Source organism: Leptospira soteropolitanensis (assembly GCF_026151655.1).
GTDB classification, from domain to species: Bacteria; Spirochaetota; Leptospiria; order Leptospirales; family Leptospiraceae; genus Leptospira_A; species Leptospira_A soteropolitanensis.
The window spans coordinates 699,911-712,936 of the sequence record NZ_JAMQPN010000002.1; the positions used below are offsets into that span (position 1 = coordinate 699,911).

Consider the following 13,026-nt stretch of genomic DNA (forward strand, 5'->3'; position numbering starts at 1 on the left):
ACGGACTACCCTCTAGATCCCTATCTATGAATCAATTCGTTTTTCGCTATCCTGGAACTAATTCTGTTATAACAGATTTGCGATTTTATAACAAAGCTCCTGGTTGGAAAAAGACCCAACCCACTGTAAAAAACAAACTCAAAAGAAATACCAAAAAGCCTAGGGTTGGCATAGTCGGAAGGTCACGAACTCCCGCCACTGCACCTGTTTCTTGTTTCATATAGGATTGGATGGTGATTTTCATGTAGTAGTAGAAGGCCACACAAGAGTTTGCCACGGCCCCAAAAAGCAGGATGCGGTTGAATAATAAATCCGATTCAGCAATTTTTTGCAAAAGGAAAAGTTTGGTCCAAAATCCGATTAAGGGTGGAAATCCAGCAAATGCTAAAAAGATAATCGAAAGTGAAAGGGCCGTTAACGGATGTTCTGCGCTCAAATGAGCGATTCCATTGACAGTCACTTCGTGTTTTCCTTGTTCCAAATAGGAAATAATAGCAAAAGCAGCCAAATTTAATAGAGAATAAGAAAATAGATAATACAAGGCTTCGAGACCAGCCCCACAAGCGATCCCTGCCACAATATATCCAGCATGCGAAATGGAAGAATAAGCTAACATTCGTTTGAGGTTTTCTTGTTTGAGAGCTACAATATTTCCCCAAGTCATGGAAACAAGGGCAATCACTCCCATTAATACTTTCCAAGTATCTCCCATCTCACCCACGGGGATATGATTGAATAATACGATCATTAGCCCAAGAGCCGATGCCTTACCGGCACTTGCCATAAAACCAGTGATGGGTGTTTGTGCACCTTCATATACATCAGGAGTCCAAGAATGGAATGGAACAAGTGCTGCTTTAAAAGACACTCCCACCAAAAAAAGTCCAAAACCTAACTTTGAAAAATTGGATTCATAACCTTTTAGAAACAAACCACGAAGTGCTCCGTCTAGGTTTGTGGTTCCTGAACCACCATATAAAAAAGCAATTCCTAGTAACATAAACCCAGAACTAAAGGTTCCGAGTAAAAAGTATTTCATAGCACTTTCTAAAGAAGAAACGGAAGTACGAGCCATTCCAATCATCACATATAATGCAAGCGAAAGGATTTCTAATCCAACAAAGATGACAATAAAATCATATCCAGAAGTGAGAAACATCATCCCCGACAAACAAAATAGAAGGAGAGGAAAAAACTCAGGAAACAATGTTTTATGTTGAGCGAGAAATGGTGGTGCCACGAGTAAAGTGATAAGCCCCGCAATCAAATAAATTGCACTTAGCCAAACGGTAAGGGGACTAATCGAAATCTGTGATCCAAAAAATTTACCATACCCAGGAGATCCTGTTGTATGATACAAAGCATACATAGCACCAAGAATTCCCAGAACCGAAAGAACCCATAATGGTTTGGAATCTTCTTCTTTGGGAACAAGAAACTGAACAACAAGAGAAAGTAAAGCCACCCCACATAAAATCAACATGGGAGAAATTGCTATTAAATCATTGGAGGATGGAGTATATGACATGGGTTAGTTTCCTATTGTCTCTTTTTGGATTGGTTCCAAGTCAAAATCGGACTCAATGGACTTTTCCAAATTGTCCAAGTTTTCATTCAGATTCGGTTTGTTTTCTTTCACAGAAAGAAAAGTAGGAAGTGCATACTTCGATTGAAAAGATCCCAACCTTTCTTCAAAGGATAATGGTTCTTTTCCTAAACTTGTATAATCCGAAAATTGCCGACTTACATTTCCACCAAGGAAATCTTTTTGTATGTCCTTTCTTTCTGTTATGGATTGTATCGATGCTGAATTCAAATATACATGGGAGGAAGATTGTAAAATTTCTAAAAATGGTTTGGGATAAATTCCAATCCAGAAAATAAAGAAAACAAGGGGCGATAAAATTCCCACTTCTCTAAAGGTTAAATCTTTATATGGTTTTGCTTGGATGGTTTTACTCACTCCAAATAGGAATCGTTTTACAAACCAGAGTAAATAAAGAGCTCCAAGAACCACACCTGTTGCGGCAATGCCACCAAGCCAAAGATTGGATTTAATAGCTCCCATAAGAATGAGAAACTCACCTACAAATCCATTGGTTCCCGGAAGTCCCACAGAAGATAGAACTGCTATGAGAAAAAAAGTGGAGAACACAGGCATCTGACTAGCAAGTCCACCAAACTCGGCAATATTTCGTGTATGAGCTCTTTCATAAATCATCCCAATCATAAGAAAGATCATCCCAGTGGATATCCCGTGAGATACCATTTGTAACATTCCACCCACAACTCCTTCGTTGGTAAAAGAGAAGAGGCCCAAGATACAAAATCCTAAATGAGAAAGGGAACTATAAGCAATGATCCGTTTGATATCGGTTTGGACAAGTGCCGCCATCGAACCATAAACGATACCAATGACTGCAAGGATTTGGATCCAATTCCCAGAAAGTAAACTAGGCTCCGGGAAAAAAGGAATACAGAACCGAATGAAACCATAAGCACCAATTTTCAGTAATACTCCTGCCAAGTCCACAGAACCAACAGTAGGTGCCTGAGTATGGACATCCGGCATCCAAGTATGGAATGGGAATAGTGGGATTTTGATCGCAAATGCTAGAAAAAAACTAAAAAACAAAAACCATTGCAGGGGTTCGGAATACATTCCAAGACTTGCTGTAGACAAAGATTCAATCGATGTTTTTCCTGTTTTAAAATATAGGGTGAGTATACCACCTAACATAAACAAGGAGCCAGCCATAGAAAATAAAAAGTATTTTAAAGCAGCTTTGGTTCTTTCTTCCCCACCCCAAATTCCAATCATAAGAACCATTGGTAATACCATAAGTTCCCAAAATACATAATAGAGGACAAGGTTACCGGCAGCAAAAACCCCAAGGACTGCTGTTTCCAAAACAAGTAAACAAATATGGAATTCTTTGATTTTCTTTGGAATGTTGGACCAAGAGGCAATACTCGAAAGAAAAAACATAAAGGCTGTTAAGGCAAATAAAAGAAGGGAAACTCCATCAAGCCCAACATGGTAATCAACACTCAGTTTGCCCGATAGAATCCAATCAGGAATCCAATGGACAAATTGTAATCCTGACTTAGTGGAATCAAAAAAGAAAAAGAGCCCTACAGACAGGATGGTTGTAAATGCAGACGAAAGTGCTGAGATGACAACAACTGCCCCTACTCGTTTTTGGAATACAATGAGTAAAGAGGAAAGAATTGGTAAAAAGATAATGATCGATAAAATTTGTTCCGGCACCTTACACCCCCCTCGTTAATAGATACACTAAAATACAAAATGTACCAATGACAACATACAAGGCGTAATCGCCAATAAATCCGGATTGGAGCCTTCGTAGACCATTGGCAATTACTCCAAAACTCCCTCCAATTCCCAAAAAGAATCGATCGAGGATCTTGGTATCAAAAAAGAAAGCCACTCCTTTCGATAAAAAGAGAAAGGGCCTTACAAATAGAAAATCATAGATTTCATCGATATAGTATTTGTGAAATAGGATCTTTCTAAATCCTGTATGTTCTTCCAAAATGGCGCTCTGTTTTCTTTGATAAAGGAAATAGGCAAGGACCAGACCAATGGTGGCAATTCCTACAGAAAACCCAGCTAATGAAAGTTCTACGTCATGTACCAGACTCTTGTGTTCTGCTAGAGTTCCATGAAGAGAAGCCAATTCATACCCTTTTGACAAAACAGGAGCAAAAAATCTTTCTAAAGCATCAATATGTAAAAAGAAATGTGGAGTCTGTAAAAACCCGGCGACCACGGCGCCGGTTGCAAGAAGTACAAGGGGCAGGGTCATAGTCCAAGGAGATTCATGAACTTTGTGATGAGGGTCCGTGTTGTCTTTTCCGAAGAATACAACAAAGACAAGTCGGAACATATAAAACGAAGTGAAAAAAGCTGCAACAACACCCATGGTCCAAAGGATAGAACCAAACGCACCGTAGGTGTATGTTTTTTCTAAAATTAAATCTTTGGAGAAAAATCCAGAGAAAGGAAAAAATCCCGCAATGGCTAGAGTTCCCAGTAAAAAAGTAAAAGAAGTGACTTTGATTTTTCCGAAAAGCCCACCCATATGTTTGATGTTTTGTTCGTGGTGGAGGGCGTGAATCACTGAACCGGCACCAAGAAAGAGTAAGGCTTTAAAAAAAGCATGTGTCATTAAGTGGAAAAGTCCTGCCACATAACTCATGCTACCCATGGCAAGAAACATAAATCCAAGTTGTGAAACTGTTGAGTAAGCTAGAATTTTTTTGATATCGTTTTGTAAAGTTCCAATGGTGGCTGCAAAAAGAGCTGTTACAGCTCCAATAATGGCAATGAAAAGAGAAGTTTCCGGTGCGAGTAAAAATACAAAGTTTAGCCTAGCAATGAGAAATATCCCGGCCGTTACCATTGTAGCCGCATGGATGAGAGCAGAAACAGGAGTGGGACCTGCCATCGCATCAGGCAACCAAACATACAAAGGAATTTGAGCTGACTTACCCATAGCTGCAATAAAAAAGAAAAGTGCTACAATGTTTGCATAATTTGCAAACTCACCCATTTCGCTTAAATTGGTTTGGAGTTGTAAGTATTGTAAACTACCACCTAACCAAAATAAAAAACCCGTGCCTAAAATAAAACCAACATCCCCTATTCGGTTTAGGATGAATGCTTTCATCCCCGCTTCGGCTGCAGAACTTTTATCGTAGTCAAACCCTATCAGTAAATAAGAAGATAAACCTACCCCTTCCCAACCAAGAAAGGTAAGCACTAGGTTGTCACTGAGAACCAAGTTTAACATACAAAATATAAATAAATTTAAATAGGCAAAAAATCGGTTATATCCTGCATTCCCTTTCATATATCCCATCGAGTATAAATGGATGAGAGATCCAATGCCTGTGATGATGAGAGTCATATAAAGAGAAAGTTGGTCGATTTGGTAACCAAAAGAAGACTTAAAATTACCAACGACAATCCAGTCAAAAACAGGAACCAAATGTGGTGCGGTTCTTTCCATTGGTCTAAATTCGTTAAACGCACCTAAGGTGATAAGGAATGGAATGAACACAGCCAAAGTCCCAATGGCACCGGCAAACCTATGAGGGATCCGATCTTTTAAAAGACCGTTGTGTAAAAAACCAAGGAGAGGAAGAAGGACAACTAACGGGAATAAATCTAACATAGGATTACCATCTCATCGATTGGAGTTCATCCACATTGGTGGATTTTTTATGCCGGAAAATGGCAATCACAAGCGCCAGTCCCACAGCCGCTTCTGCCGCAGCAATTGCCATCACAAAGAAAACAATGGTTTCCCCTGAAATATGAGAAAGGGCTTTGGAAAAAGTAACAAACACTAAATTCACAGAATTTAAAATGAGTTCCACTGACATAAAGATGATGACGATGTTTCTTCGAATAAGAATTCCAAGTACGCCAATGGAAAACAAGATTCCAGCAAGACCTAATATGTAGGAAACAGGAATGTCATTAATGAATTGGTTCATAAAACGTTGTCCTTGGTTTGTTCCACTTCTGTGAGTCTTTTTTTGGCAAGGATCACTGCTCCAAGAACTGCTACAAGTAGTAAGATAGAAATCATTTCAAAAGGAAGTAAATAGTCCAAGTAAGTAGAGGCACCGACTGTCGCCACATTTCCTTTTGTTTTCACATTTCCTGTCCCTTGGATAGGAAATGAATACTCGGAAAGTACATAACCTTTTCCCATTTGGTCAGAATGAGGAACTCCCGTTGTGAGTGCGCTATATAACAAAAAGAAAAATCCTAATGCAAACACCGAAAGTAAAACCAAACGGATTGGGTGTTTTCTATATCGAGACAAGGTTTCTGTTCTTTGTGAAAGTAACATCAAAACAAAAACAAGGAGAACCATAATGGCGCCTGCATACACTAACACCTGCATGGTGGCTATGAACAAAGCTCCCATAATTCCGTAAATCCCTGCCAAAGAAAAAAAGGTAAAAACAAGAGATACAGCCGATACCACTGGATTTTTTTGGAAGATGACACTAAGGGCAGTTACCACAGTCACAGTTCCAAAAAAAATAAATAATAAAAAGGAAGGAGAAGATTCTATATTCATATAAATAATTTCATCCATCCTTCTTTCCAATAAACTGTGTAAATAGCCGCAAACATCACTGCAAAAAGTCCCCAAGGGATCATTTTTTTCCAACCCAGTTTCATGAGTTGGTCATAACGAAAACGAGGTAAAGTCCAACGAACCCAAATAAATAAAAAGGCAAAGAATAGAACTTTTAAAATGAAAAACCCAAGTCCATAAAATGCTTGGTAAGGAGAACCGGCACCTAATTGAAACGGAACATTGTATCCACCAAAAAAGAGTAAGGTGGTAAGACAAGACATGGTGATCATATTCATGTATTCAGCTAAAAAGAAAAGAGCAAACTTAAAAGCCCCATACTCTGTATGAAAACCCACAACAAGTTCCGATTCTGCTTCCGCAAGGTCAAAAGGAAGGCGATTGGTTTCGGCAAACATCGCCGTCACATAAATAAAAAAGGCAACAAACCCAGGGGGAGATAAAATATTCCACATATCTTTTTGGGAATCACTAATGTCTGTTAGTTTGAGTGATCCAGTCATAATCACAATCACAACAATGGAAAGTCCCATAGGAAGTTCGTAACTAATCATCTGAGCCGTAGAACGAACTCCACCGAGTAATGAGTATTTATTGTTACTAGACCAACCTGCAATCATAATCCCATAAACAGAAAGGGAAGAGATGGCAAGCATGTACAATACCCCTGAATCGGGATTAGCAATTTGTAAATCAATCGTTGTGACACCAGTAAGTGCCATAAGCCACTCCGGTGCCGGAAGACTTCCCCCAAAAGGAATCACAGCCCAAGCCATAATGGCACAAGTCATCGAGATGGTAGGAGCCAAAAGATACATCCCTTTGGATACGTTTTTTGGAAAAATTTCCTCTTTGGCGATAAATTTGATTCCATCGGCCAGTGGTTGGAAAAGTCCAAAAATTCCGGCACGGTTGGGACCCGGACGATCCTGGATAAAACCAGCAAACTTACGTTCGGCGAGTGTGTAATAGGCCACACCCGTTAAAATGATAAAAAATAATGAGAGGATTTTAATTCCCCAAGCAAGTATTAGAGCCCAGTCCATAATGTTTCGATGACCTTTAGTGAGAGATGCTCACTTCCTTTTTCAATCGAGCCGAGAACTCCCCTTTAAACTTTGTCATCGTTGGACGGACTGCCATAACACAAGCATCCGCTAACGGACAGATGGTGGTTCCACCTTCCATATTCCTAGACAAAGAAAAAATGAGTTCTACATCTTTTTCTGTTCCTTCTCCGACTTTAATTTTATGGAGAAGGTCTTTTACCCAATGTGTACCTTCCCGACAAGGCGTACATTGACCACAGGATTCATGTGAGTAAAACTCTGCCAATCGGTATGTGGTTTCCACAAGATCTGCCGATTCGGAAAGAATGATGACTGCCCCGGAACCTAACATGGATTTGAGAGAAGCTATGGATTCATAATCCATAGTTGCAGTCATAGCTTCTTCTGCTGTGAGAATGGGAGAAGAACTTCCTCCCGGAATCACTGCTTTGAGGGTTCCATCGTTTTTAATCCCACCACAGATATCGTAAATGAGTTCTTTCATGGGAGTTCCCATTTCGACTTCATAAATCCCTGGTTTTTTCACATGTCCACTGACAGCAAAAAGCCTGGTTCCCGGTGATTTTTCTGTTCCGATTTTTTTATATTCTTCTCCCGTCATACGAATGATATGCGGAACATTACAAAATGTTTCCACATTGTTCACAACGGTAGGACAAGCATAAAGACCAGATACGGCTGGAAAAGGGGGTTTGAGTCTTGGATGGCCCCTCCTTCCCTCAAGGGAATTGATAAGAGCCGATTCTTCCCCGCAGATATAAGCACCTGCTCCGGAATACACAGCCAAATCAAAATCATAACCAAGGCCTAAGATATTTTTTCCAAGAAGGCCTGCTTTGTATGCTTCCTCAACAGCCGCTTCCACAATTCGAATTCCTTTATGGAATTCCCCGCGAATGTAAATATAACCTTGGTGGGAGTCGATTGCTTTGGCAGCAATGACCATCCCTTCAATCAGCATATGGGGGAATTTTTCGATTAAAAGTCGGTCTTTAAAGGTTCCCGGTTCGCCTTCATCCCCATTACAAATTAAGTATTTGGGTTTGTCGGTTTTTGGAATGAAGCCCCATTTGTTTCCCGTAGGAAAACCGGCACCACCGCGACCCCGTAAACCAGAGTTCTTAACATCGTTTACAATTTGTTCTGCGGTCATTTCCGTCAGTGCCTTTTTTTGGCTTTCGTATCCGCCGACAGACCGGTAATGGTTTAAAGTATGAGAATCAGCAGCACCAACATGAGTTGTGAGAAGTGTTTTTAATCCCATTTTATACCTGCTTTTCCAATTCGGAAAGAATGGCTTCGATTGATTCCGGCGTTAAGTTTTCATAATATTTGTCGTTGATTTGGGCCACTGGCCCAAACCCACAAGCACCAAGGCACTGCACTTCATCTACCGTGAATTTTTTATCAATTGTGGTTTCACCCGGTTTAATCCCTAACTTGGAACATACATGTTCGGTGATGGAATCGGAACCAGCAAGGTAACAAGAGATATTTCCACAAATTTGAATGTGCAACTTTCCCACAGGTTTTTTATTGTACATGGTGTAAAAGGTAGCAACGCCATGAACATGAGCTAAGGAAATGGGATCTCCAATTCGGTCTGCAATGTATTGCATTCCTTCCTGGTCCACAAAACCTTTGTCAGCTTGTAGTAAAAAAAGACAGGGTAAAATTAACGAACGTTTGCTCGGAAATTGCGGAATCAACCTCTGGAACCTTATTTCCGAATCTTGTGAAAATTGATAGGCCATTAACAATCCAACTCCCCTGCAATGACATTGAGTGAAGACATAGTGGCGATGGTGTCAGCAAGTAAGCCCCCTTTGACAAGTTCCGGGAACGCTTGGTAATACCAAAAACAAGGACGTCTTACATGCACTCTCCAAGGAGATTTTTCCCCTTCGGATACCACATAAAAACCGAGTTCTCCATTGGCAGCCTCGGTGGACATATAGTATTCTCCCGGAGGCACTTTCACTCCGTGCATAATGATTTTAAAATGGTAAATGAGTTCTTCCATATTGTGATACACACGATCTTTGGGTGGAAGGAAAGTGTGTGGAACATTGGCATGATAAGGACCTTCTGGAATTCCATCGATAAGTTGTTCGATAATACGCATGGATTGACGCATCTCTTCCATACGAACAAGAGTTCTGTCTAGGGCCGATCCATCTTCTCCCACTGGGATATCAAAATCAACTTTGTCATAGAACATATATGGATCATCTTTTCTTACATCCCAAGGAACACCGGCCGCCCGTAGATTAGGACCAGAAAATCCATAAGCAATGGCACGTTCTGCCGATAAACCGCCAATCCCTGCGGTTCTTTCATTAAAAATTTTATTACGAATGAGAAGGTCTTGGAATTCATCCAAAGCAGGTTTTAGACCTTTGATTACCATTTTGATTTCGGATTGAAATTCAGGATAAATATCACGTTCCATTCCACCCACACGACAGAAAGTTGTAGTGAGTCTAGCACCCGTTAGTTTCTCTAAAATCTGATAAATATTTTCTCTATGGTGAAACAAATGGAGTAAGCCAGAAAAAGCTCCAAGGTCCACACCCATAATTCCATTACAGATGATATGATCCATAATCCGAGATAGTTCCGAGATGATCATTCTTACATAAGTAACACGATCGGGAACTTGGATTTGCATCATTTTTTCTACAGTGAGAATCCATCCAATATTGTTGAGTGGAGTGGACACATAGTTCATACGATCGGTACAAACTAAGAACTGATTGTAATCGTAACGTTCACCTAATTTTTCAAAACAACGATGGACATACCCAATGACGGATTCTGTATCCACCACACGTTCTCCATCAATTTGGATTACGTTTTGCAAAATCCCATGAGTGGCGGGGTGACTGGGTCCCAAGTTAACAAGTAAATGGCCTTCTGGTAGGTCTTTGAATTTTTGACCAAAGTGTTCGGCAGTTTTTTCGTACATTACCATAATGATTTTCTACCGCCTAACTGGCAATATCCTCGTTCACATGAATGGTGAGTAAATCTTCAATGAGATAATCTTGTCCCGGACCTTCTAGTGGATAATCTTTACGAAGGGGATGTCCAATAAAGTTATCTGGCATAATGAGCCTTTCCATTTGCGGATGGTTTGAAAACGGAATCCCCATTAGGTCAAACACTTCTCTCTCAGGCCAATTGGCTGCAGGAAAAATACTGACAAGGCTTGGAACCTCTTCCCCTTCTTCCACAGGAACTCGGAGTTGCAATCGGAAGTGTTTGTTTTTGGGAGAACGGAGTAAATAAACCACTTCAAACCGTGGTTCCCTTTTTCCAAGCCAATCAACAGAAGTAAGATCATTCAAATAAGTGAAGGCAAATTCCGAATGATCCTTTAACGCTTGTACAACGATTGGAAGGGATTCCTTTTTGATCAAAAAATAAAGTAAATTGGTGTTTATGTCCCTTTGCGGGAGTAAAACTTCCGGAAACCGCGAGTTTAAGTATTCGGTAATTTTTTCTTTCATGCCACTACGAGAGGTTTGTTACGTTCGTTGATTTCTTGGATTTTTCGCATGACTTCTTGGCGTCTCGCTTCTAATCCCTGGCTTTGTACTTTCTTTTGGAGTTTAACAAGAGCATCAAGGAGTGCTTCCGGTCTCGGAGGACAACCAGGAACATAAACATCCACTGGAAGGATTCGGTCCACACCTTGTAACACACCATAGGTGTGAAACATTCCACCTGAGGAAGCACAGGCTCCTACTGAAATTACAAATTTTGGCTCTGCTAATTGGTCGTATATCTGACGTAAGACGGGAGCCATTTTATAAGTGATGGTTCCAAGAACCAAAATCATATCGGCTTGGCGTGGAGAGAAGGATGGACGTTCGGCACCGAAACGAGCAATGTCATAATCGGCACAAGAAGTACTCATGTATTCGATCCCGCAACATGCAGTGGCAAAAGGATAAGGCCATAAAGAAAAACTTTGTCCCCATTGGACTACATTGTCGAGTGTAGCCACTTGGAACATATCGCCAAACATCTCACCCGGTTTGGATAGTGTTTCTGTTAATCCCATTCCAGAGCTCCCTTTTTCCATATATAGTATAGACCCACAACAAGTATGAGTAAAAAGAAAAACATCTCTAGTAAAAAGAAAGTTCCAAGACCTGCTTCTTTGAAACCAATTAAATTCACTGCCCAAGGATAGAGGAAAACAGCTTCAATATCGAAGAGAATAAAAAGAACAGCCACAAGATAGAACTTAATGTTAAAAAGTCCTCTTGCATCACCATAATACGTAACCCCACATTCAAACGTATCTTGAGGTTTCGATTTTTTCTTCGGGTTGATGAGGAAGGCAAGGGTCAAGATCAGAGCGGAGAAACCGACTCCGAGCAAAAGTTGTAGAAGGATTGGCGCAAAACTATCTGGTGCAGAACCCATGTATGAAAATGCTCTCACGACTAGGGTCGATTGTCAAGATGAGAATGATTTTCCCCTTTGTTTTCGTGTTAATTTCGATCGTTTGCAATTTTTACATCCAATTTGAGATAAATTCTCAATACCGGTCCCCCCAGAGACGCTCCAGTTGTTCTTTTAAATTCTTTTCCATACCTTGATTTGTAGGAGCGTAAAACTGAGGAATGTCAGGATAAAAATTGGTTGGAAAATAACGTTCTTTCAGGAAATGCCCTGGAAAATCATGGGGGTATTGGTAATCTTTTCCTGCTCCTTCCTTTTTGTGTGTGGCAGTCGGAGCGTTTCGTAAATGATTGGGAATTTGAAACTCTCGTTTTCTATCCCGAACTAGCTGCAGGGCTTTATCAATTGCCAAATAACTTGCGTTAGATTTTGGTGCAGAGGCAAGAAAAGTAGTACATTGGCCGAGTGGAATCCTAGCTTCGGGCATCCCCACTCGTTCCACGGCCTGCCAGGTGGCAATCGCAAGAGGAAGGGCGTGAACACTAGCATTTCCCACATCTTCACTAGCAAAAATCACAAGCCTTCTTGCTATAAAGAGTGGGTCTTCGCCCCCTTCGATCATCAGTGCCAAATAAAAGAGTGCGGCATCGGGATCACTCCCACGAAGGGATTTAATAAAAGCAGAAATGATGTCATAATGACTTTCACTGTTTTTATCATAAAAAATTACATTTTCACCTAAAATTTCAGCTAACTTAGATTCATCGATACTTCCAGTGTCTTCGGTAAAACTTAAAATCCTTTCCAGATACCCAAGGAGTTTTCTTGCATCTCCCGAACTTCTACGAAAAAGTTCTTTTTTTAAATCCTCTGGAAATTTCCCTTTGTGGTTTAGTTTTGTAAGACAAGTTTCAAAAATGGAATTTTCTTCCTCTTCGGATAAAGTGGTGAGTCGATACACAAGCATCCGAGAAAGAAGTGCTTTATTGACCCGAAAGCTAGGATTTTCAGTAGTTGCCGCAATTAATATAATCTCACCTTCCTCTACGGCTGAAAGAAGTGCATCTTGTTGGGAAGAAGAAAAACGGTGGATTTCATCTAAAAACAAAACGATGGTTCCCCTGCGTTTGGCTTCATCCAAAACTTCTCGCACCTCTTTCACACCACTCGTCACACAACTTAAGTAACGTTTTTCTAAACTCCAACCTTGTGTGAGAAGATGCGCCAAAGTAGTTTTACCAGTACCGGGTGGGCCGTAAAACAGAATGGAGGTGGGTTTGTTAATGGCTCTAAGTGATTGTACAACTTTCGCCTGTCCAACAAATTCTGACCAAGATTTGGGTCGCAGGGCATGGGCCAATGGAACTTGTTTGTTTTGAGAAAAAAGCGAGTCCACC

General features: G+C 40.5%; 13 protein-coding genes. All 13 read right to left on the reverse strand.

Going from position 1 to position 13,026, the window contains the following annotated elements:
• Positions 1–85: 85 nt before the first annotated feature.
• Positions 86–1,528 carry an NADH-quinone oxidoreductase subunit N gene (locus tag ND811_RS08055; RefSeq protein WP_135743912.1) on the reverse strand — a complete coding sequence of 481 codons (1,443 nt, stop codon included), beginning with the start codon at positions 1,526–1,528 and terminating at the stop codon, positions 86–88.
• A gap of 3 nt (positions 1,529–1,531) precedes the next feature.
• A complete protein-coding gene (locus tag ND811_RS08060; protein ID WP_265351539.1) occupies positions 1,532–3,271 on the reverse strand; it encodes a complex I subunit 4 family protein in 1,740 nt (579 codons plus the stop codon).
• Position 3,272: 1 nt separating this feature from the next.
• A complete protein-coding gene (gene nuoL, locus ND811_RS08065) occupies positions 3,273–5,201 on the reverse strand; it encodes an NADH-quinone oxidoreductase subunit L (RefSeq protein WP_265351540.1) in 1,929 nt (642 codons plus the stop codon).
• A 4-nt stretch (positions 5,202–5,205) separates the two neighbouring features.
• The gene (gene nuoK, locus ND811_RS08070; protein WP_135743909.1) at positions 5,206–5,526 is read right to left on the reverse strand and encodes an NADH-quinone oxidoreductase subunit NuoK; all 321 of its coding nucleotides are present in this window, start codon (positions 5,524–5,526) and stop codon (positions 5,206–5,208) included.
• Entirely contained in the window at positions 5,523–6,140 is a 618-nt protein-coding gene (locus ND811_RS08075; RefSeq protein WP_265351541.1) for an NADH-quinone oxidoreductase subunit J family protein, read from the reverse strand. The genes nuoK and ND811_RS08075 overlap by 4 nt, the downstream gene beginning before the upstream one ends.
• Positions 6,119–7,189, reverse strand: coding sequence for an NADH-quinone oxidoreductase subunit NuoH (gene nuoH, locus ND811_RS08080; protein ID WP_135632797.1), 1,071 nt, complete (start codon positions 7,187–7,189; stop codon positions 6,119–6,121). Before nuoH ends, ND811_RS08075 begins: the two co-directional genes overlap by 22 nt.
• A 16-nt stretch (positions 7,190–7,205) precedes the next feature.
• Positions 7,206–8,477, reverse strand: coding sequence for an NADH-quinone oxidoreductase subunit NuoF (gene nuoF / locus ND811_RS08085; protein ID WP_265351542.1), 1,272 nt, complete (start codon positions 8,475–8,477; stop codon positions 7,206–7,208).
• Position 8,478: 1 nt separating this feature from the next.
• Positions 8,479–8,967, reverse strand: a complete 489-nt coding sequence (locus ND811_RS08090) for an NADH-quinone oxidoreductase subunit NuoE family protein (protein WP_265351543.1) — start codon at positions 8,965–8,967, stop codon at positions 8,479–8,481.
• Positions 8,967–10,187 carry an NADH-quinone oxidoreductase subunit D gene (locus ND811_RS08095; RefSeq protein WP_265351544.1) on the reverse strand — a complete coding sequence of 407 codons (1,221 nt, stop codon included), beginning with the start codon at positions 10,185–10,187 and terminating at the stop codon, positions 8,967–8,969. The genes ND811_RS08090 and ND811_RS08095 overlap by 1 nt, the downstream gene beginning before the upstream one ends.
• A gap of 16 nt (positions 10,188–10,203) precedes the next feature.
• Positions 10,204–10,725 (reverse strand): NADH-quinone oxidoreductase subunit C, encoded by a 522-nt coding sequence (locus ND811_RS08100; protein WP_265351545.1) that lies wholly within the window; start codon positions 10,723–10,725, stop codon positions 10,204–10,206.
• Entirely contained in the window at positions 10,722–11,282 is a 561-nt protein-coding gene (locus ND811_RS08105; protein WP_020777857.1) for an NADH-quinone oxidoreductase subunit B, read from the reverse strand. The genes ND811_RS08100 and ND811_RS08105 overlap by 4 nt, the downstream gene beginning before the upstream one ends.
• Positions 11,273–11,650, reverse strand: coding sequence for an NADH-quinone oxidoreductase subunit A (locus ND811_RS08110; protein WP_004788658.1), 378 nt, complete (start codon positions 11,648–11,650; stop codon positions 11,273–11,275). The genes ND811_RS08105 and ND811_RS08110 overlap by 10 nt, the downstream gene beginning before the upstream one ends.
• A 115-nt stretch (positions 11,651–11,765) precedes the next feature.
• Positions 11,766–13,025: a replication-associated recombination protein A gene (locus ND811_RS08115; RefSeq protein WP_265351546.1), complete on the reverse strand. Its 1,260-nt coding sequence runs from the start codon at positions 13,023–13,025 to the stop codon at positions 11,766–11,768.
• Position 13,026: the final 1 nt, after the last annotated feature.

Coding starts and splice junctions, on each gene's coding strand:
- ND811_RS08095 (WP_265351544.1), bottom strand. CDS start 10,187: ATGGTAATGTACGAAAAAACTGCCGAACACTTTGGTCAAAAATTCAAA.
- nuoF (WP_265351542.1), bottom strand. CDS start 8,477: ATGGGATTAAAAACACTTCTCACAACTCATGTTGGTGCTGCTGATTCT.
- nuoK (WP_135743909.1), bottom strand. CDS start 5,526: ATGAACCAATTCATTAATGACATTCCTGTTTCCTACATATTAGGTCTT.
- ND811_RS08055 (WP_135743912.1), bottom strand. CDS start 1,528: ATGTCATATACTCCATCCTCCAATGATTTAATAGCAATTTCTCCCATG.
- ND811_RS08090 (WP_265351543.1), bottom strand. CDS start 8,967: ATGGCCTATCAATTTTCACAAGATTCGGAAATAAGGTTCCAGAGGTTG.
- ND811_RS08110 (WP_004788658.1), bottom strand. CDS start 11,650: ATGGGTTCTGCACCAGATAGTTTTGCGCCAATCCTTCTACAACTTTTG.
- ND811_RS08100 (WP_265351545.1), bottom strand. CDS start 10,725: ATGAAAGAAAAAATTACCGAATACTTAAACTCGCGGTTTCCGGAAGTT.
- ND811_RS08075 (WP_265351541.1), bottom strand. CDS start 6,140: ATGGATGAAATTATTTATATGAATATAGAATCTTCTCCTTCCTTTTTA.
- nuoL (WP_265351540.1), bottom strand. CDS start 5,201: ATGTTAGATTTATTCCCGTTAGTTGTCCTTCTTCCTCTCCTTGGTTTT.
- nuoH (WP_135632797.1), bottom strand. CDS start 7,189: ATGGACTGGGCTCTAATACTTGCTTGGGGAATTAAAATCCTCTCATTA.
- ND811_RS08105 (WP_020777857.1), bottom strand. CDS start 11,282: ATGGGATTAACAGAAACACTATCCAAACCGGGTGAGATGTTTGGCGAT.